The organism is Clostridium sp. (assembly GCF_050717515.1).
Taxonomy (GTDB): domain Bacteria; phylum Bacillota; class Clostridia; order Clostridiales; family Clostridiaceae; genus Clostridium_AD.
Genome location: NZ_JBOITL010000024.1, coordinates 115,135 through 141,782 on the forward strand (window position 1 = coordinate 115,135; position 26,648 = coordinate 141,782).

Consider the following 26,648-nt stretch of genomic DNA (forward strand, 5'->3'; position numbering starts at 1 on the left):
AATAATTTCCCCCTCGTATATTATTAAGGGTGGGTTGCACCATTGACTCCATATATTCCAGGTGCCCAAATACAGAATATATTTCATAGTCCCCCAAGTAGACTAATTTACTCGATTATTAATACTTATAATGAGCTGACTATATTTTTATTTCCTATATTCAGCACTATCAATTATTTGTTTAGCATCAAGTATTATTTCTAGTTCTATTTTTGCATTTTGATATTCATTTCCAGCAGTCTCATCAAGCTTTACAGAACCTGCTATTTTAAATGTTTCATTTACCTTTAGAGTATGACTATCTATTGTTTTTTCTATCCATTGCTTAAACTCAGCAATGCTTATAAAATCAGGATTAGTGGGGAAATAATTAATTTCTCCTAATAAAACATTTGATTTAATTTTTAACTTATTATCCTTAATGTTAAATTCTTTACCATTTCCATCCACTGCTTTAACATTTATGGTTACTTTAACCCCCATATCTAAGCTACCATTATTTTTAACTTCAAAATTCTTCATATTTTCTATTACTCCTGGTGAAGCGTTTTTAAAATCAATCATCTGCCCTACAGCTTGATCAATTTCTTTTTCGCCAAACTTAAAAGTCCCAGCAGTAATAACATTTTTGTTGCTCTCAGCTTTAGCTGTAAAATATGCATAGGATCCTACTCCGGATTCGGCAGCTATTACTATAGCTCCACCAAGTAAAAAAGCAATTAATATTTTCTTGTTCAATTTCATATTTATCCCTCCTATTTTGAAATCATTAGTTAGTAATAAAACTTAAGTTTATGAGCTGAGTTTTTATTGCTATTTCAAAGACAAAAGCTTGAAATACATGAATTATTACTATAAATATATGTAGGTTGTCCAAAATTATACATAAAAAAATCACCTCAAATATAATATTAAAAGTGAGTCGGTTGCACCACTGGCTAGTATATTCTAGGTGCCCACATATAGAATATATTTCATTGCCTCTCATTACTATATATTAAATTTATTACATTTATGTATTATCTATACATTTATTGTAAATAATGTTAAATAAAATGTCAATAATTTAAATGTTACATTTTGTGTCAAAAACCTCTAGGGGTAAGACTAATGGTGTCGAAAGGAGGGAAATTGAACTTCAGTAGATAAAGCAGCATAAAAAAGCAGCCGGAAATATATTTCCGACTGCTTGTTACTCCATCTTTAATTAATTTTACTTTATGCTTGTGAATTGATAGCTAGAAGTAGAATCATTATATAAAAATTTATAAACATATTTAAAAGATTTATTAGAAGAAGTCCCATCTTTAGCGACTATGGTATAAACTTCGGAGGCAGTTACACTGCCGGATTTACTATCATCACTAATGCTATAATCTGTAATATCCGCAGAAATAATGCTCTCTTTTATTCCAGCTGCAAATGTTTTTGGTATATATAATTGTTGTTCTTTATATAGGGAACTTCCAGAAGCTACGTAAGGATTAATTAATGAAACATTATTAGTATTAACAGCCTCCGTAAAATAAGAAGTATAGTATCTTAAAAGATCTTTTAATTGATTTTCAACATTACTTTGAGCATCCTTAGAATGTTGAAAACTTAAATGAAGGTCCACAGTGCCATTTGAAGCTGAATATTCCTCGCTTTTAAGTGTTTTACCTGCGTTTACGTAGGTAGCATATATTTTTGTAGAACTGTCTATAGGTCCAAAGGCATTAGCATCTTTAACCTTGACATTAACATTTTTCCCGTCAACGAAAATTTGAGCATCGGAATAATCAGAGGAGATATTTAAATAAGTCATATCATCAAATACATTTAATTTTGAGATGCCATTGCTAGTAGATACAAGATCCACTGGGTAAGGCTTACTTAAAGTAATATATTTCCCTTTATAATTAGCTAACACTGAATAAGTCCCAGGAATGTAGGGACCGAATTGCTTGGTGGATTTGTCAGTATCGCTTTTACCTATTTGAGTATTGTTAATTGAAAAGGTAACATCTTTAACCGTAGTTGTTATATCAATGAATGAGGGCTTAATACTTATTTTATAATTAGGAAAAATAAAAAAGGTTTTTCCTTTACTAGCTAAAGTTAACGTATTGCTTGACGCTATGCTAAGGCTATTAATATCTTTAGGAGTAAGGGCATCTTCTTTTAATTTCTGAATAACATCATTAAAATATGAAGGATTGCTTTTAAAATAAGAGAGTAAAGGTGTAATGCTTTTGCTATCTATTTTAAGTCTAGAATCAGTAGAGTACATAATGGTTGCTAAATCAGAAACATTATTTGAGGCAACAGCTTTTTCAAATCTTGTTACAAGCCTATTGGGGTCAGATAGAGAATTCCCAACTTTAACAACAGCAATTACTGTTATTATTAAAATTGCTATTAGTACCATTGCTATTTTTGATTTTTTTGAAACCTTAAAATTAGATACAGGACTTTTCTCAGATGTAATAGTAGTTGAATTGTTATCGTACTCTGGTTCAATTTTATTCAAAGTTTCATTAATATCTTCATTTATATTTTCTTTACTTAAGTTATTACCACAGAAAGTGCAAAAAAGTTTTTCTTCTTTAACCTCATGGCCACATTTAGTGCAAAATTTCAATCTAAGTCCCCCAATGCTATTTTTTTTTATTAAATAGGAAGTGTTATTAAGAGTTTATTGCTGTTCTAACTATATCTGATAGATCAGAAGATATAAAATTTTGTAATCCTATAAAAAATGCAGCTAAAGCAAATAAAAATGATATAGATACAATTAAAACACACAGGTTTTCTTTTATTTGCAAGATTTCTTTGCTTATAATAACTAAGGTAGTAATGGAAATTAACGCACCCAAAATAATAAAGCCTATTCCTAAGGTTAAAGAAAAATAAGAAAATATAATTGAAATAATTTCACAAGTTAAAATAGGCAAGGTAGAAATTAATACAACCTTAAATAATGTGAAGGGGGTACATTTTATTTTTGCTAATATATTCATTCCTAAATATATGAAAATAAATATTACAAATACACATATTAGGTACATGGCACAATTTCCAAAGAATATTTTAGGGTAGGGTATAGTAATTAAAGACTTAAATTCATTTATAGATTGGTTAAAATATTTTAAGTCACCAGAAGTGAAATCAAAAGGTGAATTTCGCCCAAATAAACTTCCTAGTGAAGAGAAATTTTGGAGCAAGTTTGAGACAATAGTTTGTAAGGTGGCAAAAATTTGACTAATTCTCCAAGTGCCAAGTATACCTTGTAGAAATGTTAAAATAATAGCAATAATAATAACATGGTTTTTTCCAGATTCGTTTACGAATTGCTTGCCACCGGAAACTGGATTTAATGCTGAAGTTTTAAAAGTGTTAATTATTTCAGCAAAGTCAATTTGATTTGTGAGTGATTTAACATTTTCAAATGTTTGTTTAACCCTTTCGCTGTTTAGATTTTCATTTCTGGTTTGATTAACTTTTGTACCACAATCTGGACAAAACAAGACGTTTTCTTCAATTTTACAACCGCAGTTGCTACAATATGTCATAGTATCCCCCCTAAGTCGACTTTATAATTTATAATTAGTGCTATTAATGCACTTAACATATATTCGATGTAAAATCAAATAGTCCTTTTTAATTTGTCAAAATATAATGTATAGTATAAATATATATGTAGAAAATTCCATAATTTTAGTGTGTGAAGTTTTAGTATAGTATAATATAAACTTTAATGGTATGATTTGAGCTATTCTGTAAATTTATTTAAAGTTTATGACGAGGAGAAGTGGCATATGAAAAAAATTGCAATAATTGTAGGTTCTATTTTAGTTGTATTAGTAATAGGTGTTGGAGGATATGGTAAGTATACTGATTATAAATTGAATCAAGATATTAAAAAAGTATTAAATGTACAAAATCAAAAAAAAGAGAGTGAGGTTGTAAATGATTATACTAATCTATTGTCTAAATATAAGGATAATAGTAAAGTTTATTCATATTTAAGCTCTTATTATGTAAGTAAAGATAAATTTAATAAGGCTATTGATGCATTATACCTAGGTCTGGACAAAAATAAGGATAACAAATTACTTATTGAGGCATTGGCATTAAATATAAAAAATGTAAAAGTGAAAGAAGGGTATTTAAAAGTTACTAAAGGTAGTCCAATTGCTAATAGTGATATGATTCCCGTAGCAATAAATGAGGGAAGTAGTGTTTCCCTAAAATTAAATATAGATACTAGTAAGATAAATACTTCAAAGGAAGGATTTACTCAGATACAATGTAAAGAAAAATATACAGGTTTTGTTGTAAACCTTGGTATTGAAGTTTTGGAGTTTACTGGCAATACTATGGGGAATAACCTTATTGGTGGCAAAATGGCATTTAAAAATGGATGGATATACTTTAGAGAGCCTAGTGGTAGTGGTCTATATAAAATGAAGGAAGACTTAAGCCAAAAAACAAAATTAGATGAAAAGGTAGAACCTTACTTTATTAATATTGTGGATAATAGCATATATTTTATAGATACTAAAAGTGGTCAATATGGTTCATTAGTTAAAACAGACTTAGAAGGTAAAAATAAGCAAGTTATAAGGCAGAACACTGGTTATGTGTACATAGTTGGAGATAGTATATACTACACACAAACCACCAGTGAAAATAATGGATGGCCTGTAGTTTCCTTAAATAAAATGAATTTTAACAACAAAGACGTGGAAAAAAATATCAGCATAAATAGTGGATATACTAACGTTATGAACAGTAAATATATTTGTTCAACCAATAAACATGGTTCGTTTATATCATCAGGGAAAAGTAAGCCTACTTGGGGTAACAATAACAATTATAAATATTTAGGTTCTGCAGAAATTTATAAAGGCGAAATATATGGAAACACAGTTAATGCTAGGGTAGAGAAAACTGGTTTTGGAAAATTAGATATTGAAAATAACACACAAAATGTAACTATAGAAAATGTAACTAGTTTTAATTGTATTGGCAAAGACATTTATTATGTTAATGATGATGGAATATTTATGGCTACTATTGACGGAACAAATGAGGTAAGGCTTATGGACATTGGAGAAGAAGCCAATAAAATATCATTGTATAATATTGCAAATAAGATGTATGTTTATTCTGATGAAATCAAAATAGTGGAAAAACAAAAACAAGAAACTACTTCAAATGCAAATATCCCTGACCTGAAAAACCAAGATATAATTAAATTTTGTAATGATGCTAATAAACTGTTTTTAGACATTCAATCTAAAAGAAATTCAGATCAATTTCAAAAAGGTTCTATATTTTATGTTGGGCTATATGAGCCATATTCAAGCAAAGAAAAAATAAAGAATGCACTCTCTAAATATTTCACTGAAGTATATGTGGGGAAATTTATGGGAGGTCAAACCTTTATTGAAAAAGATGGAAAGCTATATTATGCAGTTGGAGATTCAGGCGTAGGTGCAAGTTATACTTATACTTCTATAAAAAGTAGAAACAATAAAGGAAGTTCTATTCAGGCTGCAGCCTATGCAAATTATGCAGATGAAAACTCTTCTGCGGATAATGCAGATATAAAACTTAAGCTGGAAGAAGGAAAATGGAAAATAGATAGTTTTCATAGCGTACTTCAGTAATATTGCAAAACTGACTTTTTTGTACAAATGCAAGTGATTCCCAGGGTGGAAAATCATCTCATTATTAATAAAGTGCAACTATTTACAAGCTTTAACGTAGTTTATAGTGGGCAATTTAAATGAAAACTTATTATTTAATTTAAGTATATATGATATAATAAATTGTAATTCGTGACGATAAATATTAGGATTGAACCTATTAGGAGGAAGTTAATATGAAAAAAGATGATACTGTAATAATATCAGAAAAAGAAGCAGTAAAAATAGAGCTGCACCTTAATGAATATGATAAAGGGGTTATGTCTGATTTTCAAAAGGAATTTTTAAGTGAAGAGTTAGCTGAGCTACCAACATTAGAAGATGGACAAGTATCCATTAATGGTGTATACACCTTTGATATGGGAGATAAAATTGAGGTTAGCGTCTATTTAAGAAATGGATTGTCAAAGCAAATTAATTTTCACAAGGTTCCACTAGTAATTATAAACCAAAAGGGCGATATACTAGCAAAGCAGATGATGGACATGCATGACTTTGGCATATTACCTCCTTTTACTGCAAGACCATATAAAATTTATTTTGATAAGGTTAATGTATTTGTTGATACAATTCCAATGGATGATTGGAAAATACAATTCGAAAAATCTATTAGCGCTATAAATACTGTAAAGGTTGAAATGGAAGAAATGCCGGAAGATATGGATCGTGATTTAAAAAATAGCTTTACAAAATTTTTAAATAAGTTACCTTTAATAAGATCTGGTGATGTTAATATTGAGGTGTTTAAAACTTTAAAGTGCATGGATAATTCTATTTCTATAGTTTTCATGATTCTTAATGGTTGCGATAAAATTGTAAAATTAGAGCGTCTTCCAATATTAATTGAGGATGAACAAGGTGAAGTAGTTGCTAAGGGAATATTTGATATTGAGAATGTAAATGTAAATCCTCATAAAGCGAAAGTTTATGATTTTACCATAACAGAAGATTATATTGTTAATAAGGATTATGATATAAGTAACTGTAAAGTATATTTTAAAGCATAGTATAGGAGGACAAAGGATGAAAATCAGCAAAAAAAATTCTAAAAAAATAGTGATTTTATTGGCAGTAATTACATTAATCATAGCCTTATTTTTCTTTTTTAACAAAGCTAAGGAGAATAAAATTAATAAGGACAATAAAAATACTATAAGAACTGAAGAGTTAAAGAAGGAAGCCTTAAAGAAGGAAGCCTTAAAGAAGAAAGAGTTAGAAAAGAATAATGGGAAAACTTCTTCTGGGGAATCCAAAGTTGCTTTAGACAAATCAACAGAAAAGGTCACAAGTGCTGATAATAAAGATGTTACGCAGCAAGGCAAAGATGAAAGTGCAAAAGCTGTAAATAGCAAAGAGGGACTTTCAGTCGCTGTTAAAGCTGCAAATTTTGGCTCTGAAGCAGAAATCATTGTAGATGGCAGTGCGTTTAGCAGTAGTTATAAATACTATCAGTTTTTCCTGGGAAATGAACCAATATCAAAAGTTGAGAGTATTACAAAAAAACAAACAACTATATTTCCTGCTCAAAAGGCTGGAAGTGAAGTAGTTATAAAATTAATGGGTGAAAATAAGAAGGTCCTTAAAAAATTAGATATAAAACTAAGCGATAAAAAATAAAGACAATCAATTACAGCAAAATAGGAGTGAAAAACATTATGAAAAAAAATATTAATAAAAAAGCAATTAGTATAGCAGTTATTATAGTAACAATAGTAGTTATAGCAGGTGTATTTTACATAAAAAACAAATCACAAACCAAAACACCCATTACAGCCACTGAGAAAAACAAAGCAGAGGTAAGTTCACTTATAACTGCCACAGTAAGAGAGGCATCTTTTAGCTCTGTAGTAAATGTAACTCTTACGGATGCAGGTAAAAAACAGTATAAGGGTGCTGTGAAATATCAGGTATATTATGAGAAAAAACCTGTAACAGGAAAAGAAGTCCTAGGTAAAGGTACTACAGCTTTTCCAGCCAGAAAAAAAGATGACAAAGTAGTAATAAAGTTTATAAAAGCAGATGGTAAAGAGGCATATTCAGTGGAGTTAAAACTTCAAAAGGGAGCCCCTGTTAAATAAAATAAAATGAAGGTTGAAAAACACCTTTATAAATAGAAGAGGAGAGATAGTTTTAAAACTATCTCTCCTCTTCTATTTATAAGATATTACTCATTGCGTGGAGTATTACTCTATACTAATTACTTCTAATGCTGTTGTAGCATTATCAATTGTGTCTCCGGCTGCAAACTTGGTTTCACCGCCAGTAGTATCTTTATAAGTTACACTAGGAATACTGCTAGGACTGATAGTTTTAGAGTCTGTATTATCAATCCAAACTGAATTAAAACCTTTTACATATATTCCACCGCCAGCTACGATTAATGCATTAATCTCAGTTGAATTTTTAGGATCATTAGCATAGCTTAAAGCAAAGGCTTTTGTTCCAATAATTACAGTACCATCAGGCATTGAGGCTGGAGCTGCATAAGTTTTCATTGCAAATATAGTAGAAAGTCCTGCTATAACTAGAGCAGCACATAGAACTTTTTTCTTTTTCATAAGTTTATACCCCTTTCGTTTGTAAAGTTAAAATTCATTAATGTTTTTAATGTAAATTCATATGTAAGTTAATCATACCATAGTATATTACGATTTAAAATCTAATTTAGTTTCATTTTTTTAAAACATATCTTTTTTATTCAAGTAATAAATGGAAAATGCACCAATAACGCCAATTAGTGCAACTACATACCAAAAGCCTAAAGGATTTGTAGCGAAGGGTAGCCCGGCTACATTCATACCATATAATCCAGAAACCATATTAGGTATAGCCATAACAATAGTAATGGCAGCTAGTAATTTCATTACTATATTAAGATTATTTGATATAACAGAAGCGTAGGCACCCATAGTGCCACTTAAAATATTACTATATATAGTACACATCTCTATAGCCTGTCTGTTTTCAATAATAACATCCTCCAGGACGTCATTATCGTCTTCAAACTTTTCAAGAATATCCAGTTTAAGCATTTTTTCTAAGGTAAGTTCATTTGCTTTTAAAGAATTAGAAAAATACACAAGAGATTTTTCCAGGGCTAATAATTGGAGAAGCTCTTTATTCTTTAAAGATTTATGTAATTGTTTTTCTACCATATAGCTTTTCTTATCAATTTGTCTTAAGTATATTAAATAATAATTAGCAATTCTATATAAAATCTGAAGCATAAATCGTGAACGCTTAAAAGTAAAGAAGGAACCCACTTTTCGTTCAGTGAAATCTGATAATATTTTGCTATTCTTTAAACATACTGTAATTATAACTTTATCGGTATGTATCATAGCTAAGGGGTAAGTATCATAAGTTAGTGAATTATCATCCATATCAGTAAAGGGAATATCCAGGATAATTAATGTACAATCTTCTATGTCAATTCGGGAGGTTTCCTCTTCATCTAAGGCAGCCTTTAAAAAATCCATAGGGACATTGGTCTTCTTAGATACGAATATTAATTCCTCATCCGACGGGTCTATCATGTTAATCCAACAACCAGGCTCTACATTTTCCAGCTTTGATAATTGTCTATTTTCTGCACTGCTATATATTGAAATCATATTAGCACCTCCAAGTGTAAGTACTGTTATATTATAATCCATAAGAGGGAATATACACAACTAATAATTAATTAATATATTATTATTAGAAGATTAAACCATGGTTGACAAGAAAGCCTTAATAATCGATAATGGTATATGAAAAGCTATACATGATGAATCAGAAAATTGGAATAATAAAAGTGTAATTAGACTAAATATATTGTAGAGTATTATTTTGGGAGGAGAATTCAATGGATTTATACCCATTATTTACAATTGCTTTAGCGCTATCTTTAGATGCTTTTGGAGTAGCTTTATGTATAGGCTTAAATAATCAAACTAAATTAGTAAATAAGATAGGCTTTATTATTTCCTTTGGGTTATTTCAATTTCTATTTTCATACATAGGGGCTTATGCAGGATTCCTTTTCAACACATATGTAGCGACCATGCCAAGAATAATTGGCGGTATGATTATATCTTTGGTTGGAGTGGTTATGATTAAAGAAGGCTTTGAAAAGGCCGGGAAGTGTCCATTACTTAAACCTAAGATGTATTTTATTTTAGGAGCGTCAGTAAGTATAGATGCAATGGTGGTAGGTTTTACAGTATTAAATAATATAACAAAGGTTGTATTATTTAAAGATACATTGTTTATTGGGGGAATAACTCTTATAATGTCTACATTGGCCTTTATAGTTTCTAAATATTTAAAAAAGATAGAAGTTGTAGGCAAGTATGCGGACTATATTGGGGGAATAATCTTAATATTTTTCGGGCTAAAAATGATGTTTTTTTAAAAGAAAGGATGATAAAAATGTTAGAAAAATTAAAAGGTTTAAATTCATATGAGGCATTTAAATATTTCAAAGAGATGAATGAGGTTCCAAGAGGTTCTGGTAATGAGAAAGCAATAAGCGATTGGTTAGTAAGTTTTGCTAAAAAGCATAAATTAAATGTAATACAAGATAGTGCATTAAATGTAATAATTAAAAAACCGGCTACAAAAGGCTATGAGAAAGCACCAGTTATAATACTTCAAGGTCATATGGACATGGTTTGTGAAAAAAACACAGGAGTAGTGCACGATTTTGAAAAAGATCCTATTGAGTTTATTGTAGAAGAAGATTTTTTAAGAGCGAATGGAACTACACTAGGTGCTGATAATGGTATTGCAGTGGCATTTGGTCTTGCAGTGCTTGCCTCTACAGATATACCTCATCCACCAATTGAACTGCTAGTAACTACTGAAGAAGAAACAGGTATGGGTGGAGCTCAGGCTATAGACCCTAAAAATTTAGATGGAAGAATATTGATAAATATAGATTCAGAAGAAGAAGGCAAGCTTTTAGTAAGTTGTGCAGGTGGAGTAAGAGAAAAAATAGTGCTTCCAATAATTTGGGAAGAAGCAGATAAAAGTTTTATAAGTTGTGAAATAAAATTAATAGGGTTAAATGGCGGCCACTCTGGAATGGAAATCAATAAAGAACGAGGGAATGCTGTAAAACTTATGGGACGTTTCTTAATGGATCTAAAATCAGCTATTGATTTCAAAATTAATGCTATAAATGGAGGAGCTAAAAATAACGCAATTCCACGTGAAGCTGATGCTATTATATTGTTTAGAGAAAATGATAAAGCAATAGTTATTGAAAAAATAGCACAGTGGAATACTATATTGAAAAACGAACTAACTGTAACTGACCCAGAAGTTAATTTAGCTATGGAAATATTAGGAGATAAAGTTAAAAGAACTTTTGCAGAGGATACTGCAACAAAAGCACTTCAAATACTTTTCTTAATTCCAAATGGAGTTAAAAATATGAGTATGGCAATTGAAGGACTCGTACAAAGTTCAACTAATATAGGAGTTCTTACAACTTCTGATAAAGAGATAGTATTTGACTCTGCAGTAAGAAGTTCTGTAAGGTCATTAAAGAAGGCAATATGTGATGAAACTATAGTACTTGCAGAAATGACAGGAGCAACTATAGAATTTCAATCTGATTACCCAGAATGGCAATATAATCCAAAATCTCAGATAAGGACTATACTAGAAAAAGTATATAATGATATAAATGGTAACAAGCCTGAAATAGCAGCTATACATGCAGGTCTTGAGTGTGGATTAATTAGTGAAAAATTTGGAGGTAAGATTGATCAAATATCTTTCGGACCTAATATATACGATGTACACACTCCTAAAGAACACCTAAGTATCTCTTCAACAGATAGAATGTGGAGTTTTTTAGTAGCAATACTTGCGGAAATTAAATAATCAAAATCTGCTGTTGTGGATAAACCCGCTAAAGTGGGTTAACCAACTATTGTGGGTTAGCCCACTTTAGTTGATTTAGAAAGGCTTCTACTTTTGTAGGAGTCTTTTTATAAAATTAAGGGGCCATATTGCGTTAAAAATAAATTTTTGATGCAATATTTAAAGCACCGCTTGTATTGGAGAGCGGATTGAGGTATATTGTAATTGTTATAATTGTTTTATAATAATGTAGTAAGGTGATGAAAATGAATGTAATTTCATATTTAAAAGACAATAATATTAAGGTTACGCAGCCAAGAAAAAATATATTAGAAATTATACTTTCTAGTAAAGAGGCTATAAATGCAAATCTCATATATTCTATACTTACAAAGGACAACATAAAAATAGATTTGTCTACGGTATATAGGACCTTGGATTTGCTAGAAAGTAAAAAAATCTTAAATAAATTTGACTTGGGAAACAATATGTATAACTATACCCTAATTACAAATGCTCATAAACATATAATTCAATGTGATTTATGTCATAAGGAAATGGTTATAGATTGCCCAATACCTCAAATTGAAGAACAAATAAAAGCAAAAACAGGAATAACGCTTACAGAAAGTCATGTTTATTTAAAAGGAATTTGCAGGGAATGCAAAGAATGTGATAAATGTAAAAAATAAGAGAGGGTGAGTTTTATGCAATTTTCTTCATTAGTTTTAATGGAAATAGATAAAGAGACTAATCAATTTGTTAAGGAACTTGGAAGCTATGAAGCTTCTGAAGGTGCGGAGTTTGTTACAAAATTAAATTATTATGGAGAACTCGTAAACTTGTTTTTCGATACTCATGATGATGTGGAAGAATGGCAATTTACAGCAATTTATGATTATTTCAATGAAGAAGCCTTTAGGGATAAAGGATATTCTATTGAGGCTGTGGATGATGAGTATAATCCAGCTTGGGTAGTTAGGTTCAAGTATTCAAAAGATCATATGGTGGTGAATGACGCTATAATTGAAATATGTGAATTAATAAAGCAAGAACTCAGGGAAGTTTTTGAAAAAATCAAAGGAAAAAAAGAAGAATATAAATAGGATATAGGAGTGGCCATGAAACTTGAATTTATTAATAGTGTAAAGGTTGATGAAATTCTAGGGCGGAATATACTTACAAATGACGGAAGTATCCTGCTACGAACAGGAGTTAAGTTGACGCAGCAATATATCGAAAAACTTAAAGAGTTAGGTGTTTTTTATATATATGTAGAAGATGCAAGGTTAGATGACATATCAATAGAAGATGAAAAATTAAGTAATTTAAAAGCAGTAACCATGAAAAATATGTCTAAAATAATGAAAAATGTAACTGGTGGAGATAAAAAAGGCACTAAGGAATCCTTAGCAGTAGTGGAAGACTTAGTTAATTATATTATTGAGCTGGGTGATGTAAATAAAAGTTTATTCGACGTTCAAACCTATGACAATTACACCTATCTTCACTCTATAGATACTGGAATTATGGCAATTTATCTTGGAATGGCAATGAATCTTAAGGAAAGTGAATTAAAAGAGTTGAGCATAGGAGCAATCCTTCATGACATAGGTAAAACTAAAGTTCCCAAAGAGATAATAACAAAAACGGGAAAGCTAACAGCTGAAGAGTTTGAAGAAGTTAAGAAGCATCCTACTTATGGAAGGAGTATTTTAAAAAAAAATCTTTCTATATCTAGCGAAGTTTTAAAAGCAGTGGAACAGCACCATGAAAGAGTTGATGGAAAGGGATATCCCTTTGGACTTATCAGCAATGAAATTTCTAAGTATGCAAAAATAATTTGTGTTTGTGACGTTTATGATGCTATAAGTAATGATAGAACTTATAGAGAAAAATTTAATCCTAGTGATGCTTATGAACTAATTTTAGCAGGCTGTGGAAATGCTTTTGATGAAGAAATAGTACAAAAGTTCAAAGAAACCTTTTCAGTATTTCCATTAGGTGTTTGTTTAAAGCTATCCAACGGAGTTGAAGGGTATGTAATTAGGCAAAATAAAAATTTTCCTGATAGGCCTATAATAAGGGTGCTTTATGAAGCTGAAACTAGGAAACCTATTAAATTTTATGAACTAGATTTGCTACTATACCAAAACGTAATAGTGCAGTCAATAATATGATACGGGTGCCACCCACTTGCCACGTGGGTGGCACCCTATGGGAGTAAAATATGAAAGAAAAGAATATAAAAATTGTTATAAAGGGTATTACCCAGCAATATGGGTATTTATTAGAGGACATTAGAAGTGTGGATGGTAAATCTGAGCTTTGGACAGTGAGCAAAGATATTAATGGGGACTCGTATCGATTAATATTTATTAGCTGTGAAAACTTAGATGGATTAAAACAATATGATATTCCAGAGGACAAAAATAATATATATATATTATTCTCTGAGGATGAATTAAGTATGGAAAGTGATACAAAAGCGCTTTCTATACTTAATTTAGCAGAAAAACCTATGATTAGAGTAGAGCTAAAAGATAAAAAAGTAAACTACTCCGAAAATGTAAATTTACAGGTGGTACAAGAACTAGCCAGCGTCATGAGTAATAACAATTTGCAAAGCAATAGTGAAAAAATAAGTCTAGCGGATAAACCCTGGATTACTATAGGGATTATAGCTATAAATGTTATAATGTACTTAGTTACAGCTTATTTGAGCTATGTTTATGCAAATGGGAGCATAATTGATAGTGATATTAATGTTTTAGTTTTACTTGGTGCTAAGGTTAATGAGTTAATCCAAAAGGGTGAATATTATAGGTTTGTTTCTTGTATGTTTTTACATGGTGGAATTGTGCATTTAGGTGTGAACATGTATTCACTTTATTCTATGGGGCCAATGATTGAAAAGATTTATGGGAAGGCAAAGTATATTGCTATTTATTTTATTTCCGGCATATGCGCCTCAATATTTAGTTATATTTTCTCAACAAGTGTTTCCATTGGAGCATCCGGTGCAATCTTTGGATTACTAGGGGCAGTACTTGTTTTTGCAATTAAATCTAAAGGTAAAACCGGAAAAGTTTTTATAAGAAGTATTTTATCAGTTATATTTATAAATATATTTATAGGAGTAGCATTGCCAAACATTGATAATTTTGCTCATATAGGTGGACTTATTGGTGGAATGCTTATAGCCTTTTTAGTTAGTTTTAAAGCAGAAGAGTAATGAAATAAAAAGGCCCTCCAGGGATTTACCTTGGGGGGCCTGAAATAGTTTATGCAACATTATTGTTTTTGTCTCCAATAATATTAATTAAATCTTCGTAATATATAGTTTCTTTCTGGATTAATAAATCTGTCACAGCCTCTAGTGATTCTTTTCCATCCCTTAGGATATTTTTAACCTCTTCATATAATTCTGAGATTAAGTTTTTACATTCTGAAAATACTGCTTCTTGATTTGTAAGACCTGAATCACTTAGTTTGTCCATAGTAAGGAGCCCTAGAGCTTCACCCATACCGTATTCTGTTACCATGTTTGTTACAAGCTGGGTACTTCTTTGCAGGTCATTGCAAGCACCTGTGGTTACAGAGTCCTGTCCGAAAATAATCTCTTCAGCAGCTCTACCACCTAAAAGTACCATTATTTTTTTCTTTAAATGTTCCTTGTTCTGATATAATTTATCTTCAGGAATACTTAAAGTATAACCGCCTGCACCTTTGGTAGTTGGAATTATAGTAACTTTAGATACTTTATCCTTTGGTAGCATTTTAAGTGAAATTAAAGCATGTCCTGCTTCGTGGAAGGCAGTGATTTTTCTGTCTTCAGCTTTAATATAACCCCTATCAACTTTTTCGTAACCCGCTAGCATTATTGAATATGCTTTGTCCAAGTGCTGGTTTTGAATAAATGAAGCATTCTCCTTGCAAGCTATAATGGCAGCTTCATTGGTTAAGTTTTCTAGCTTTGCACCTGAAAAATATGAAGTTTTGTGTGCCCATTCACCATAATCTATATCCTTAATAGGTTTATTTTTAAGATGAAGTTTTAAAATTTTCTCTCTGGCAGATACATCAGGTAAGGTAACTTCAATATGTCTATCAAAACGGCCAGGCCTAAGTAGAGCCGGATCTAGCATATCAAGTCTGTTAGTTGCTGCAATTATAACTATGCCCTCTGTTTCATTAAAACCAGACATTTCTGTTAGTAGAGCGTTAAGGGTCTGATCTTTTTCGTCAGAACCACCACTACCACTTCCATTATCTCTTTTTTTACCAATAGCATCAATCTCATCAATAAATATAACTGCACGGCCGTGACCTCTTGCTTTTTTAAATAAGCTTCTAATTCTGCCTGCACCTACCCCTACATATATCTGTACGAAATCAGAACCCGAGACTGCATAAAAAGGCACATTTGCTTCTCCAGCTACAGCTTTTGCAAGTAGGGTTTTGCCGGTTCCTGGATCTCCATATAAAATTATTCCTTTTGGCATTCTAGCGCCATAGGCAGAATATTTTTCGGGGTTTTTAAGAAAATCTACTACATCCTGTACACTATCTTTAGCTTCTTCATTGCCTGCTACATTTTCAAAGTTAAAACCTATATCTTCTACTGCGCTGACATCAAGATTTGTAGCTGAGAACATGCTTTTAGTTTTTATCTTTGAAGATTTGAAGGCCATAATCCCAAGAACTATAAGTGATATAACAAAACCTGCAATAGAAGCTATTTCAGCAGGATTTGTTAGAGTTTGCTCAGAAACATTTATACCACTTTTTAATAAGTTTTCTTTGAAATTATTTGTTCGTGGGTTATCAGTTTGATAAATAGTGCCATCTTTAAGTTTAACTTGAATTTTAGGAGAAGTTGTTACATATACGGTGGAGATATTACTTGAGGTGGTATCTTTAAGAAAATCAACATATAATTTATCTTTAGATATTTTAAAGGTATTGCTCACGAATATGAGAAATACTAACGAAAAAATTGCAGTGATAGCAGGAAGCAAAATATACTTGTTTTTAATTTTATTCATAAGCTAGAAGCTATTAAACCACTATATCTTTGATATAGTCGCAAAGTCGCTTCATTCACCATCCTTTCGCATAATATATCTTTTATTATTTTTTCGAATTTAAAGGGACATAGTCTATATTAGAATTTTATTAATGTAATAGGGACTACAAGGGCTATTATAATATTTTTATAAAGACTTGTCCAACGATAATCATAGAATTTGGAAATGTAAATATTGTAAAAATTACAATTGATAAATTCAATATTTGTTGTATACTTTATTTATGATAGATATAGAATAAGGAGAATTGATAAAATGGGAAAAAAAGTTTATGCAATAAAAGAAGGCTTTAATTCAAGTACTAATGAAAAAATAGAAAATAAAATAGTCAACACTTGGGCAGAGTGCTTAAAATATGTAAAAGGCGTAAAAGGCGCTAAATATAAAAGCTTTGAGGATATAAATGAAGCTGAAAAGTTTTTAAATGATGCAGGAAACTCACTGAAGAAAGAAGATAACACTTATCCGAAAGATTGCCTTCATGTTTATGTTGATGGTAGCTATAATGCTTCCACCCAGGAGTATTCCTATGGAATGGTGGTTGTGAAGAATGAGGTAGTTTTACATATAGAGAGTGAATCTTTGATAAGTGGTTCAGAAAAAAATATAAGACAAATAGCAGGGGAACTAGAAGGAGCAGTAAAAGGGGCTCAGTATGCCCTGTCCATTGGTGAAAAAAAGGTAGTAATATTCCATGATTATGTAGGTATTTGTTATCATGCTACAGGTTTCTGGGTGCGGCGCGAAGAATCTTCAAAGGAATATTACAAGAAAATGCAAGAGTTCATGAAAAGTGGACTAGAAATTATATTTGTTAAAGTAGATAGTCACACGGGAGATTTATTTAATGAGCTTGTTGATGAAAAATGTAAAGAAAAATTAGGGATAAATTCAGATAAGACTGTAGAAAAGTGGTTAACAAAAAATATTATAAAAGTAGCAAGTAAGGTCGTAAAGGAAGAAATTCTTAAAATAGCTGCTGGGGGAGAAAAAAATATAATTGTTATAAATGCTGATTATTATGAAAATAATAAGCAAGAAATTAAAGCAAATGTGTATGATGAAATTGTTAGTGATTATAACATAAGTCCAGAAGCAACTAAGAGTATAATAAATAATTTTACGGATAAAGAAAAAATGGATTTTATTATTTTTTTATTAGAAGGTAATAAATAGACTAAATATTTGAAAAATGCACATGCTATAAAGAATAAATAAAGAAAGGATGTGTTACTTATGCGTGGTAAATTTGTATCAACAATTACAACAGGGGCTATAATTGGAGTAGTTGCAGCATCAATGTTAGTTCCTAATATGGATAGAAACACAAAAAGAAGAGTTAGGAAAACTGGCAAAATGGTAAAAAACATGGCAGAAGATATGTATGATAGCGTGAAGGATTATATATTATAAATATCACTAAAATTCTCCAAACCATATTATAGAATATGTGGTTTGGAGTTTTTATTTTTATAACTAAAAATTCCATTTTATTTTCAAATATTTTGCAGTTTAAACGAAAACTATGTTATAATTGAATTAAAATTGTCTAAGGTTGTTTTAAATATTAATAGTATATATATATTACCATCCAGTAAAGGAAGAGTGATTATGGAAATATTGTCTTTAGGTGAAAAGATAAAGCGGAAAAGAAAAGAGCTTAATATGACATTAAAGGATCTTGCAGGAGAAAGAATAACTCCAGGACAAATTAGTCTTGTAGAGTCTAGCAAATCTAATCCTAGCATGGATCTATTAGAATATTTAGCGAATACACTAAATACAACTGTGGAATATCTAATGGAGTCAGAAGAAACTCAAGCAGAAAAAATATGTTTGTATTATGAAAATATTGCAGAATCACTTATTCTAAATAGTGATTTAGTGCAAGCAGAGCAAAATATTGAGAAATCACTATATTATTCTGAAAAATATAAATTAGAATATAGAAAAGCAAGGAATTTGTCATTAAGAGGAGATATATACATAGCTAGGGAAGAAATTGCGGCAGCTCAACAAGTTTTCCTTTCCTCGAATGTTATTTTTATCAAAAATAACGCCTATGAAGAAATAATTAAGACTTTTCTAAAACTAGGGAAGATAACACTTGAACTTAAGGGTTATCAGTCGGCTTCAAGCTATTTTCAACAAGCAGAAAAAGTTTTTGTAGACAACGAAATGGGAAATGATTTTCTACTCGGTGAAATATATTACTATATAGGTTACACTTATTTTAAATTAGAAAATGTGGACAATGCTATAAAATATTCATATTTAGCTCAAGAAAAGTTTAAACAAATAGATAATAAGAAAGAATACGCTAATTCACTTTTATTACTCGCAAATGAATATAATGAAAAAGGCGATATTAAAAATGCCATAAAGTATTCAAAGATTACTTTAAAAGTATTTTATGAAATTGATAATTTAAACTATATTTCTGAAATTGAGAACAATTTAGGAAGGTTATTTTATGAGTTTGAAAACATGGAACAATCCTTTATACACTTAAATAAGGCCAAGGAAATTAGACGAAAAAATAATGACTCAAAGTTAATAGATACCTTAGCTTATATATGTGAAAATCATATTAAGCTTAAGGATGTAAGTAAAGCTAAGGATGCCTTGCAGCAAATTTTAGAATATATAGAAGATGGTAATCATATAGTATTAAACCAATATTATTTATTGAAATATAGAATTGATCTATTGGAAGGCAATATGAATGAAGCAGAAAACACTTTATTATTAGCGCTAAATTTTGTGAAACGACAAGAGCAAGAAAAAGAAGCAGCTGAGATATCTATAATGCTTGGAAAGTTCTATATTGATGGTGGCAGAGATAAGGATGCAGCTAAATATCTAAATGAAGGCGTGGAATTATTTAACAAACTGGGAATAATTAAATAATTTTAATGAAACTATTTTATGGAGCGATTCATAGAATAGTTATTTAATCTGTAGATAGGTGATGAGAATGGAAATATTATCAACGGGAGAAAAAATAAAAAGAACTAGAATATATAAAGGGTATACATTGAGAGAGATGTGCGATGACAAAATATCAGTATCTAAGATGAGTTGTATAGAAAACAACAAGGTTATGGCAGAACCTTGGGTAATAGAACTTATCAGCAAAAAATTGGACATAGATATTGCATATTTAAATGAAGATGTAAGGCAGCAAGTTGAGGTAAATATTAAGGCATTAAGAGAGCAGGTCAAAAATGGTCTGGATTCTAAGGATGATGATTTTGAATCTAAAGCATCCTACAATTTGGAGTTTGCTCAGAAGTATAATTACTATGAATTAGCTATTGAGCTAATGCACATGTTGTTTAATTTTTACTTAGATAAAAGAGACTTTGAGAAGACTCAATCAATTACTGCAGAGTATTATGATTTATATTTAAAAACATCTGTAGATGATAGTCAGTTGACTTACTATATGGACATGGCAAGGCATTTATATATAAAAGAAGAATATCTTCAAGCGTCTAGCTACTATTGTAATGTTCGAAGAAGGTTAAGTGAATGTGAGGTTCCTAATAATAAAAAATTAATTGTAGTCACTTATAATGAAGCGGCTTGTGATATTATGTTGAAAAATTATGTAATGGCTTATGAAGTAGGAATAACTTTATTAGATTTGCTAGAGTATGTGGATACGGATTTTAAAGCAGCTGAGATATATCATATGCTGGCCATGCTATCTATAAGAATGAAAAATGGTAAGTTTGAGGAATATGAAAAAAAATCCTATGAGTTATATAAAGATAGAGATTCTAGTAAAGCAGGCGCTATTTATAATTATGGGTCCACAATGCTTGACTGTAATATGAAAGATAGAGGGGTTGAATATATAAAGAAGGGACTCGCCTGCTATCCTAGGGATAATATGATAGGACTAGTTAGCTTTATGCTTGATTGCGTTAATGAGCTTATCGAAAATGACGTATTGGAGCTGGCAAAGACTATTTCTGATGAAGTTCTAAATTATGCAATTAATTTAGATGATATTAAATTCATCGAAAAAGGCTATTATTACAAAGCTGTTATTCTTAATAGACAGGAGCAGTCATCTAGTGCAGAGATGTATATGAATTTATCTTTAGATTCCCTATTAAAATTTGGTGGAAAGCAAGAGATATATGGGCGTTACTTAGAAATGGGAAGTATGTACCATAAACTTGGTAGTGTAGCTGAGTCTATAAAGTATTTTAGTTTAGCATTGCAATTAGAAAAAAAGATGTAGATATAGAAATAAAGATGTGGGTTAGGGATTTTCCTAAACCTACATCTTTATTTTATTTTCAATACCAATATATAATTTATTGAAAAATTTTCTATTTATTTGAAGTTTCTCTATTTATTATAAATTCTTTAGCTTTAAGTTCTAAACTATCGTCAAGGGTTGTTAGAGCTACCTCGTTATACTTATTGTTTAGTGCTAGTGCAAGTATCCTGTCCGCAAGTTCAGGATTTTTAGATAAAAGCGAGCCATGAAAATAAGTACAATAGGTGTTCTTATAAACACAACCCTCGTAACCATCTTCTCCATTGTTACCATATCCAACTAGAACTTTGCCAAGTGGCTTTAAGTCATTAATATAAGTTCTTCCAGAATGATTTTCAAAACCTACATAGGTTTCATCAAAAGCTTCATTATGAATAACAGTGTTTCCTATGAAACGTTTATCTCCGCCTTCGGTATAAATATCCAGAATACCAAGACCATCAAGCTTTTCGCCGTCAGGAGTAGTATAATATTTCCCAAGCAATTGATATCCTCCACAAATGGCTAAAAAAACTTTTCCACTTTGGATATAGTCATCAATAGCAGATTTTTTAAATTCTATTAAGTCTGGGGAAACTATGGCTTGTTCATAATCTTGTCCTCCGCCGAAAAATACAATATCATAATCCTCTGCGCTGAAAATATCACCCATTGATACATTAACAATACTTACTTTTATATCTCGTTTTTCCGCTCTGTGCTTCAATATTAAAATGTTTCCTACATCCCCATATACATTTAATAGATCAGGATATAAATGACAAATGTTAATTTCCATATTATTCACCTTCTATTTGAATTTTTAAATCTTTGAATATTGAGTTATTACCAAATCTTATCTATGTAACCTTTAGCGTGTAAAAATTTTCGCAGGTCTATCATGGCAGTATAGGTAGCTAGTATATAAACTATTTCGCCATCACAAGATTTAATCTGATTTAGAACGTCTTCATCATGGTTGCATAAGAGGAATGATTCTGCTTCAAAACCTGCAACTTTAAGTCTAATTGCCATATCGTACAGGCGTATGCCAGATATCATAATTTTATTAATGTTAAGTGAAGTTAAACGTTCAAAATTAACATCCCAAATCCAAGAAACATCTTTTCCATCTGCATAATTGTCATTTAGTAGAAGAGCTAAATTTATTTTTCGTGTGTCTAGGTTAATAGTATTTACAGCTTCATCATAGCCTGCAGGATTTTTGACCAAAATTATTTTAACTTCAGTGCCTTCAATATTTAAGGTTTCTTGTCTACCAAAGCTACTGGCTACAGTTTTAAGAGAACGCTCTATAGTGTTATCAGGAATGCCTAGTACATTAGCTACGGAATATGCACACAGGGCATTATAAATATTATAAGTACCTGGTTGGTTTATGTAGTATTCTTTATTATTTATATGGACAGTAGAACCACTGGTGGAAAGTTCAATAATTTTATCTATGGAATATGTAAGTGCAGGGCGCTTATATCCGCATTTGCTGCAATAGAAATCACCTAGATGGTTATAGGTAATAAAGTTATATTCATAAGGAGCTTTGCAGATGGTACAAAACTTAGCATCCGCATTTATATCTACAAGTTTGTTCTCATTAACCTTGGTACCAAAACCATAGTAAACTATAGGGTTTTTAAGGTTTAAGTTACCAAGTAGCGATTCATCCCCATTAAAAATAAGAGTGGAAGTAGGAGTTTTTTCTACGCCCTCTAGTATCTTCTTAAGAGTTGTATATACCTCTCCATATCTGTCTAATTGATCTCTAAATAGATTTGTAATAGTAATAATTTTTGGAGATATATAATCAGTTATAAATTTAACATTGGCTTCATCTACTTCTATAACAGCAATTTTTTTCTCTGGAGATTTTTTAAAAGAATAATTAGAAATAAAACAAGCAACTATTCCTGTATACATATTTGCACCAGTATTGTTAGTAATTACTGGTTTATTGCTATTTTTTATTATGTTATAAATCATACTAGTGGTGGTGGTTTTTCCATTTGTACCGGTTATGAGAATAACCTCATAATTCGCCGCTATGATTTTCATAATATCACGATCAAGCTTTAAGGCGATTTTGCCAGGAAAATTTGTTCCACCTTTAAATAAAATTTTTGATAATTTCATAATAAACTTTGAAGTTATTATACTGACAAATGACTGAATTTTAATTTCCAACACATCCTTTAATTGTACTTATTAACTTAAGTAGAATAATATGTAATTATTCAATTACATATTATTCAATCAGTTATTATTATTGACATTAATATAGAAAAACTCATCACTTATTTTAAAACCTGAATTTTGTGAGAGCTTATTTAAGTAGCTTAAGAGATTTAGCTTAGCATCACCTTTGAGTGGCGTTGGGCAATAGTCATTCTTATAATCTACGGAAGATATACTGCAAGGGATAACCCTTACACCTATAGCTGTTAACTTATTATTCGTGAACTTTAGGTTACTTTGAAAAATAAAGGTTCTCTTATCACTAGGGTTAGAGTTGCCACCAAAGCAAAAATTTCCAAGGCTATAGGCGATTATTCTATTCTTATATTGTTCAATGCCTTGAATTACATGAGGGTGGTGACCTAGGATTATATCTGCACCGTTATCAATAGCAAAGCGAGCAAGCTTCTTTTGTTCATCTATTGGATAATACTCTTTTTCGTTTCCCCAGTGAAAGTTTATAACTATAACTGAGTTAGTCTTTTTTAATTCTAGTATATCTTTCTTTAATTTATCAAGAAAACTTTGTTCCAGTGACCAACCTCTATAACCTAAAAAACCAAAAGGTTGCTCTTTTATTTTGGTAATCCACTTCGAACCTTCTCCGAAAAAGTTAACCTTTTCTTTTTTTAGAGAAAGTTTTGTATCTTGAAATCCCTTTTCTTTATAATCATAAATATGGTTGTTAGAGAGATTCACTCCTTCAATAGAACCTAGAGTTAAGCTTTTAGCAAAATCACTGGTGGCTTTGAAGTTAAACTGCTTTTCTTCCTTATCATTTGAACCTGTAAAGGTTGTTTCTAAATTAGCAATGGTAACATCGTCCCGGCTAAAAATACTATGCACATTTTTGAAATAATAGGAAAAATCATTATTAGAATTTGTTACCATAGCAGGAAGACTAGTAGCGTAATCGAATTTACTATCAGTTCCTATAGTGCAATCTCCAACAGCTGAGAGGAGTACTTCAGTATTTTTCGCCACAGGAGTTTTTTCCACAGAGTTCACAGGTTTATCATTATTAGAGGTAGCTTTATCAGTAGGTTTCTTTTTTTCCTCCTTAGAAATAGTATGGCTTGCACTAAACTTCTTCAAAGAAAAAGAAATAGTTTTAACTACAGCGGTGGTTAAAATTACAGAAATAAATATTAATAAGGATATATTTCTTATTGCTTTTTTTTTGTTGATTATTCTTTTTCGTGACTTTTTCAAAACAACACCCCCATTTTATATAAGTGTACTTTGCTTTTCAATAAATAATTATATATTTAAGTCAATACAATTTTATAACATTATTGTTTATTTGTCTAATCTATTAATGTAATGATTTATTAAATAGTCTAGCTTTTTATTTATGTATTTGTTAGAATATGACTATAGTGTATATTTAAAGAAAAATTAATTGCTTATATACGAAATTAGAAGCGGTGTTAGAAATATATTTAAATCCTACCAAATTTATAAGGGGGTAAGCAGCTATGGTAAAATTAGATAAACTAAAGCCTATATTAAATAGCAGTAAGCTAAAAGAATTAGGAGTTAAAAAAATAGCGCTTTATTTAGTTGTTTTGTGTGTTACAGTTATTAGCATTACATTTATAACTATAACACATAAAAGGTCAGAGTTAAGTAAATTAGTTGCAGAGGCTGAAACACATTTTTTCGCACAGGAATATGATTTAGCTGTGGAAAAATATAGTGAACTTTCAAAGAAGGATTCGCTTTCACCAAAATGGAATATTAAAATAGCTGAGGTTTATTCTGTTAAAAATGATTTAAAGAACTCATTAAAATATATTGATATCTCAAAAAAATATAAATCAATAGATGCGCAGAGCTATAATTCTATGGTTTTTACGGAATTTATAAATGGAGAGAAGGCTGCTGCACTAAAAGACGGAGAGCTTGCATTGCGCAAATACCCTAAAGATAAAAATTTAATAAAAACAATGTTTACTGTTTATATGGGAAATAAAAAGCTTGAGGTTGCAAACGAACTAATGGCAAACTATCCTGTGGATATAAGGTCTTCCTATGATATAGCGGAATACTCTAGAATGTTAATGCTTGTGGGGAAATGGGAAGAGGGATATACTGAATTAAAAAACGCATGGGAATTAAATAAGGATGAATACAAGATATACGATGTTTTAGCCCAAGCAGCACTCTATAATAAGGATTCTCTATTGCAAAATATAACCGCCCTTTCAAAAAAGCACCCTAATGATTTATCATATAAAATGTGGTTAGCTAAGATATATTCCCTTAGCATAGATACTGTAGATGAGGCAAACAAATTAATTAATGAACTTTCTAATAAAAATGTAGGTAATATGCAAATTGAATTAATAAAAGCTAATGTGTGCAAAAACATGAATGAGCTAGAAAAGTCTGATAAATTAATTCGAAATGTAATTTCGCTGCATCCAGATGATTACAGAGCTTATCATAGCGCAGGTTGGTATTATCTTTACAAGAAAGATTATAAGAAGGCTAAAGAATATTGTAATAAATCTATTCAGCTTAATGGCGAGTACCCAGATAATTATGGATTTTTAATGCCGCAAATATTGAAAGAGGAGTCCACAAAACTCGCAGCGGAGCCTTATTTTAGAACTGCGTTAACTAAAGAGCCTTATAATTATAATATAATGCTTAATTTAGCAAACTATTATTGGTACAAGGCTGATAATAGTGGAAAAGCTCTAGAATATTTTAATTTAGCATCAATTATAAAACCTCAGGATGCAGAGATAAAATACAATATGGCACTAATTAAGTTGGCTGATAAAAAGATGGATGATGCAATAAAAATTTTAAAGATATGTAGTAAATTAAATGAATTAGTGCCGAAGTATCATAGAACCTTAGCAACTATATACATGACTCAGAATAAGGCAGTGGAAGCAAAAGTGGAAATTGATAGTGCGTATCAAGGAGACGAAAAAGATATTTTGACTTTAAATAATACTGGTTGCTATTATATATCTTTTCAGCAAGATTTAGAAAAAGGATTTAATAATATAAAGAAAGCTTATGAGGGGTTGAATGACTCATATGATGACTACACTAAAAAAATCATTGTGGAGAATTATGACAAGGTCTTGAAACTAAAAGAAAGTTATGCCAAGGGCAAAGATAACCAAGAATTAAAAATTCCTGAGTTTACACTATTTTATTAACACTGCAGTATATAGTATAAGAAAAAAATATAGGATAGAATTAAATCATCTCTTGCGTTAAGTATATATTAAATCAAACTTATTTGATTTAATATATACTTTTTTAATTGCGTGATTTTTAAAAACCAATATCATTCATTTTGATAAAGATTAAATAATCTATTTAATCTAGAAAACAACCTAGAAGCAGCAAAATAAAAGTGAGTCTCTTTAGATTTTCTATTCTTATATGTAGGATGAGCTTAAGTATAGCAACAATAGTGGAAATATAAGCATAAAATATATTAGTGCATCATAA

The 26,648-nt window shown here is 30.4% G+C and carries 24 protein-coding genes and 2 riboswitches; of the genes, 15 read left to right on the forward strand and 9 right to left on the reverse strand.

Translation table 11 applies throughout. The features are described from left to right. Positions 1–19 precede the first annotated feature (19 nt). Positions 20–103, reverse strand: a riboswitch (cyclic di-GMP riboswitch). 44 nt (positions 104–147) lie between these two features. The 3 genes from ACREV6_RS09250 to ACREV6_RS09260 form a co-directional block, all read right to left on the reverse strand. Continuing rightward, entirely contained in the window at positions 148–744 is a 597-nt protein-coding gene (locus ACREV6_RS09250; RefSeq protein ID WP_431577725.1) for a TasA family protein, read from the reverse strand. Positions 745–911: 167 nt separating this feature from the next. Then, a riboswitch (cyclic di-GMP riboswitch) is annotated at positions 912–994 on the reverse strand. A 219-nt stretch (positions 995–1,213) separates the two neighbouring features. Continuing rightward, complete coding sequence (locus tag ACREV6_RS09255; RefSeq protein WP_431577726.1) at positions 1,214–2,623, reverse strand: zinc ribbon domain-containing protein; 1,410 nt, start codon at positions 2,621–2,623, stop codon at positions 1,214–1,216. Between the two features lie 46 nt (positions 2,624–2,669). Beyond that, positions 2,670–3,554 (reverse strand): zinc ribbon domain-containing protein, encoded by an 885-nt coding sequence (locus tag ACREV6_RS09260; protein WP_431577727.1) that lies wholly within the window; start codon positions 3,552–3,554, stop codon positions 2,670–2,672. Between the two features lie 246 nt (positions 3,555–3,800). Between ACREV6_RS09260 and ACREV6_RS09265 the strand changes: the two genes are divergently transcribed. The 4 genes from ACREV6_RS09265 to ACREV6_RS09280 all read left to right on the forward strand — a co-directional run bounded on the left by ACREV6_RS09265 (position 3,801) and on the right by ACREV6_RS09280 (position 7,774). Beyond that, positions 3,801–5,657, forward strand: coding sequence for a DL-endopeptidase inhibitor IseA family protein (locus ACREV6_RS09265; protein WP_431577728.1), 1,857 nt, complete (start codon positions 3,801–3,803; stop codon positions 5,655–5,657). A 215-nt stretch (positions 5,658–5,872) separates the two neighbouring features. Continuing rightward, complete coding sequence (locus ACREV6_RS09270; protein WP_431577729.1) at positions 5,873–6,703, forward strand: SLAP domain-containing protein; 831 nt, start codon at positions 5,873–5,875, stop codon at positions 6,701–6,703. A gap of 16 nt (positions 6,704–6,719) precedes the next feature. After that, positions 6,720–7,313: a hypothetical protein gene (locus ACREV6_RS09275; protein WP_431577730.1), complete on the forward strand. Its 594-nt coding sequence runs from the start codon at positions 6,720–6,722 to the stop codon at positions 7,311–7,313. A gap of 38 nt (positions 7,314–7,351) precedes the next feature. Continuing rightward, positions 7,352–7,774, forward strand: coding sequence for a hypothetical protein (locus ACREV6_RS09280; RefSeq protein ID WP_431577731.1), 423 nt, complete (start codon positions 7,352–7,354; stop codon positions 7,772–7,774). 105 nt (positions 7,775–7,879) lie between these two features. Here the strand turns inward: ACREV6_RS09280 and ACREV6_RS09285 are convergent, their stop codons facing one another. Together ACREV6_RS09285 and ACREV6_RS09290 are read right to left on the reverse strand one after the other, a co-directional pair. Beyond that, positions 7,880–8,254, reverse strand: a complete 375-nt coding sequence (locus tag ACREV6_RS09285; protein WP_431577732.1) for a hypothetical protein — start codon at positions 8,252–8,254, stop codon at positions 7,880–7,882. A 120-nt stretch (positions 8,255–8,374) separates the two neighbouring features. Further along, positions 8,375–9,310, reverse strand: a complete 936-nt coding sequence (locus tag ACREV6_RS09290; protein WP_431577733.1) for a magnesium transporter CorA family protein — start codon at positions 9,308–9,310, stop codon at positions 8,375–8,377. A gap of 233 nt (positions 9,311–9,543) precedes the next feature. Between ACREV6_RS09290 and ACREV6_RS09295 the strand changes: the two genes are divergently transcribed. The 6 genes from ACREV6_RS09295 (at position 9,544) to ACREV6_RS09320 (ending at position 14,784) form a co-directional block, all read left to right on the forward strand. After that, the gene (locus ACREV6_RS09295) at positions 9,544–10,092 is read left to right on the forward strand and encodes a manganese efflux pump MntP (RefSeq protein ID WP_431577734.1); all 549 of its coding nucleotides are present in this window, start codon (positions 9,544–9,546) and stop codon (positions 10,090–10,092) included. Between the two features lie 17 nt (positions 10,093–10,109). Then, positions 10,110–11,570 carry an aminoacyl-histidine dipeptidase gene (locus ACREV6_RS09300; RefSeq protein ID WP_431577735.1) on the forward strand — a complete coding sequence of 487 codons (1,461 nt, stop codon included), beginning with the start codon at positions 10,110–10,112 and terminating at the stop codon, positions 11,568–11,570. A gap of 245 nt (positions 11,571–11,815) precedes the next feature. Next, entirely contained in the window at positions 11,816–12,241 is a 426-nt protein-coding gene (locus ACREV6_RS09305; RefSeq protein WP_431577736.1) for a Fur family transcriptional regulator, read from the forward strand. Between the two features lie 15 nt (positions 12,242–12,256). After that, complete coding sequence (locus tag ACREV6_RS09310) at positions 12,257–12,655, forward strand: DUF6762 family protein (protein WP_431577737.1); 399 nt, start codon at positions 12,257–12,259, stop codon at positions 12,653–12,655. 15 nt (positions 12,656–12,670) lie between these two features. After that, positions 12,671–13,729 (forward strand): HD-GYP domain-containing protein, encoded by a 1,059-nt coding sequence (locus ACREV6_RS09315; protein WP_431577738.1) that lies wholly within the window; start codon positions 12,671–12,673, stop codon positions 13,727–13,729. A gap of 50 nt (positions 13,730–13,779) precedes the next feature. Beyond that, a complete protein-coding gene (locus ACREV6_RS09320; protein ID WP_431577739.1) occupies positions 13,780–14,784 on the forward strand; it encodes a rhomboid family intramembrane serine protease in 1,005 nt (334 codons plus the stop codon). Positions 14,785–14,833: 49 nt separating this feature from the next. Here the strand turns inward: ACREV6_RS09320 and ACREV6_RS09325 are convergent, their stop codons facing one another. Continuing rightward, positions 14,834–16,597 (reverse strand): ATP-dependent metallopeptidase FtsH/Yme1/Tma family protein, encoded by a 1,764-nt coding sequence (locus tag ACREV6_RS09325; protein WP_431577740.1) that lies wholly within the window; start codon positions 16,595–16,597, stop codon positions 14,834–14,836. Between the two features lie 297 nt (positions 16,598–16,894). On the opposite strand from ACREV6_RS09325, the gene ACREV6_RS09330 reads away from it, so the two are divergent. The 4 genes from ACREV6_RS09330 (at position 16,895) to ACREV6_RS09345 (ending at position 20,894) form a co-directional block, all read left to right on the forward strand. Next, positions 16,895–17,815, forward strand: coding sequence for a ribonuclease H1 domain-containing protein (locus tag ACREV6_RS09330; RefSeq protein ID WP_431577741.1), 921 nt, complete (start codon positions 16,895–16,897; stop codon positions 17,813–17,815). Positions 17,816–17,875: 60 nt separating this feature from the next. Continuing rightward, complete coding sequence (locus tag ACREV6_RS09335) at positions 17,876–18,052, forward strand: YtxH domain-containing protein (protein WP_431577742.1); 177 nt, start codon at positions 17,876–17,878, stop codon at positions 18,050–18,052. Between the two features lie 198 nt (positions 18,053–18,250). After that, complete coding sequence (locus ACREV6_RS09340; RefSeq protein ID WP_431577743.1) at positions 18,251–19,549, forward strand: helix-turn-helix domain-containing protein; 1,299 nt, start codon at positions 18,251–18,253, stop codon at positions 19,547–19,549. Positions 19,550–19,616: 67 nt separating this feature from the next. Beyond that, entirely contained in the window at positions 19,617–20,894 is a 1,278-nt protein-coding gene (locus ACREV6_RS09345; RefSeq protein WP_431577744.1) for a helix-turn-helix domain-containing protein, read from the forward strand. A gap of 91 nt (positions 20,895–20,985) precedes the next feature. On the opposite strand, the gene ACREV6_RS09350 is transcribed toward ACREV6_RS09345, so the two are convergent. From ACREV6_RS09350 to ACREV6_RS09360, 3 genes are all read right to left on the reverse strand, one after another. After that, positions 20,986–21,714, reverse strand: coding sequence for a type 1 glutamine amidotransferase (locus ACREV6_RS09350; RefSeq protein ID WP_431577745.1), 729 nt, complete (start codon positions 21,712–21,714; stop codon positions 20,986–20,988). 47 nt (positions 21,715–21,761) lie between these two features. After that, entirely contained in the window at positions 21,762–23,120 is a 1,359-nt protein-coding gene (locus tag ACREV6_RS09355; RefSeq protein ID WP_431577746.1) for a DUF1727 domain-containing protein, read from the reverse strand. A gap of 66 nt (positions 23,121–23,186) precedes the next feature. After that, positions 23,187–24,380: a CapA family protein gene (locus ACREV6_RS09360; RefSeq protein WP_431577747.1), complete on the reverse strand. Its 1,194-nt coding sequence runs from the start codon at positions 24,378–24,380 to the stop codon at positions 23,187–23,189. Positions 24,381–24,646: 266 nt separating this feature from the next. On the opposite strand from ACREV6_RS09360, the gene ACREV6_RS09365 reads away from it, so the two are divergent. Beyond that, the gene (locus tag ACREV6_RS09365; protein WP_431577748.1) at positions 24,647–26,350 is read left to right on the forward strand and encodes a tetratricopeptide repeat protein; all 1,704 of its coding nucleotides are present in this window, start codon (positions 24,647–24,649) and stop codon (positions 26,348–26,350) included. Positions 26,351–26,648 lie beyond the last annotated feature (298 nt).

Bases quoted from the DNA above. Each gene is read 5' to 3' on its own strand.
- ACREV6_RS09340 (WP_431577743.1), top strand. From the start codon at position 18,251: ATGGAAATATTGTCTTTAGGTGAAAAGATAAAGCGGAAAAGAAAAGAG.
- ACREV6_RS09330 (WP_431577741.1), top strand. From the start codon at position 16,895: ATGGGAAAAAAAGTTTATGCAATAAAAGAAGGCTTTAATTCAAGTACT.
- ACREV6_RS09250 (WP_431577725.1), bottom strand. From the start codon at position 744: ATGAAATTGAACAAGAAAATATTAATTGCTTTTTTACTTGGTGGAGCT.
- ACREV6_RS09345 (WP_431577744.1), top strand. From the start codon at position 19,617: ATGGAAATATTATCAACGGGAGAAAAAATAAAAAGAACTAGAATATAT.
- ACREV6_RS09315 (WP_431577738.1), top strand. From the start codon at position 12,671: ATGAAACTTGAATTTATTAATAGTGTAAAGGTTGATGAAATTCTAGGG.
- ACREV6_RS09290 (WP_431577733.1), bottom strand. From the start codon at position 9,310: ATGATTTCAATATATAGCAGTGCAGAAAATAGACAATTATCAAAGCTG.
- ACREV6_RS09270 (WP_431577729.1), top strand. From the start codon at position 5,873: ATGAAAAAAGATGATACTGTAATAATATCAGAAAAAGAAGCAGTAAAA.
- ACREV6_RS09365 (WP_431577748.1), top strand. From the start codon at position 24,647: ATGGTAAAATTAGATAAACTAAAGCCTATATTAAATAGCAGTAAGCTA.
- ACREV6_RS09335 (WP_431577742.1), top strand. From the start codon at position 17,876: ATGCGTGGTAAATTTGTATCAACAATTACAACAGGGGCTATAATTGGA.
- ACREV6_RS09265 (WP_431577728.1), top strand. From the start codon at position 3,801: ATGAAAAAAATTGCAATAATTGTAGGTTCTATTTTAGTTGTATTAGTA.
- ACREV6_RS09275 (WP_431577730.1), top strand. From the start codon at position 6,720: ATGAAAATCAGCAAAAAAAATTCTAAAAAAATAGTGATTTTATTGGCA.
- ACREV6_RS09350 (WP_431577745.1), bottom strand. From the start codon at position 21,714: ATGGAAATTAACATTTGTCATTTATATCCTGATCTATTAAATGTATAT.
- ACREV6_RS09305 (WP_431577736.1), top strand. From the start codon at position 11,816: ATGAATGTAATTTCATATTTAAAAGACAATAATATTAAGGTTACGCAG.
- ACREV6_RS09285 (WP_431577732.1), bottom strand. From the start codon at position 8,254: ATGAAAAAGAAAAAAGTTCTATGTGCTGCTCTAGTTATAGCAGGACTT.
- ACREV6_RS09320 (WP_431577739.1), top strand. From the start codon at position 13,780: ATGAAAGAAAAGAATATAAAAATTGTTATAAAGGGTATTACCCAGCAA.
- ACREV6_RS09280 (WP_431577731.1), top strand. From the start codon at position 7,352: ATGAAAAAAAATATTAATAAAAAAGCAATTAGTATAGCAGTTATTATA.
- ACREV6_RS09300 (WP_431577735.1), top strand. From the start codon at position 10,110: ATGTTAGAAAAATTAAAAGGTTTAAATTCATATGAGGCATTTAAATAT.
- ACREV6_RS09295 (WP_431577734.1), top strand. From the start codon at position 9,544: ATGGATTTATACCCATTATTTACAATTGCTTTAGCGCTATCTTTAGAT.
- ACREV6_RS09325 (WP_431577740.1), bottom strand. From the start codon at position 16,597: ATGAATAAAATTAAAAACAAGTATATTTTGCTTCCTGCTATCACTGCA.
- ACREV6_RS09310 (WP_431577737.1), top strand. From the start codon at position 12,257: ATGCAATTTTCTTCATTAGTTTTAATGGAAATAGATAAAGAGACTAAT.
- ACREV6_RS09260 (WP_431577727.1), bottom strand. From the start codon at position 3,554: ATGACATATTGTAGCAACTGCGGTTGTAAAATTGAAGAAAACGTCTTG.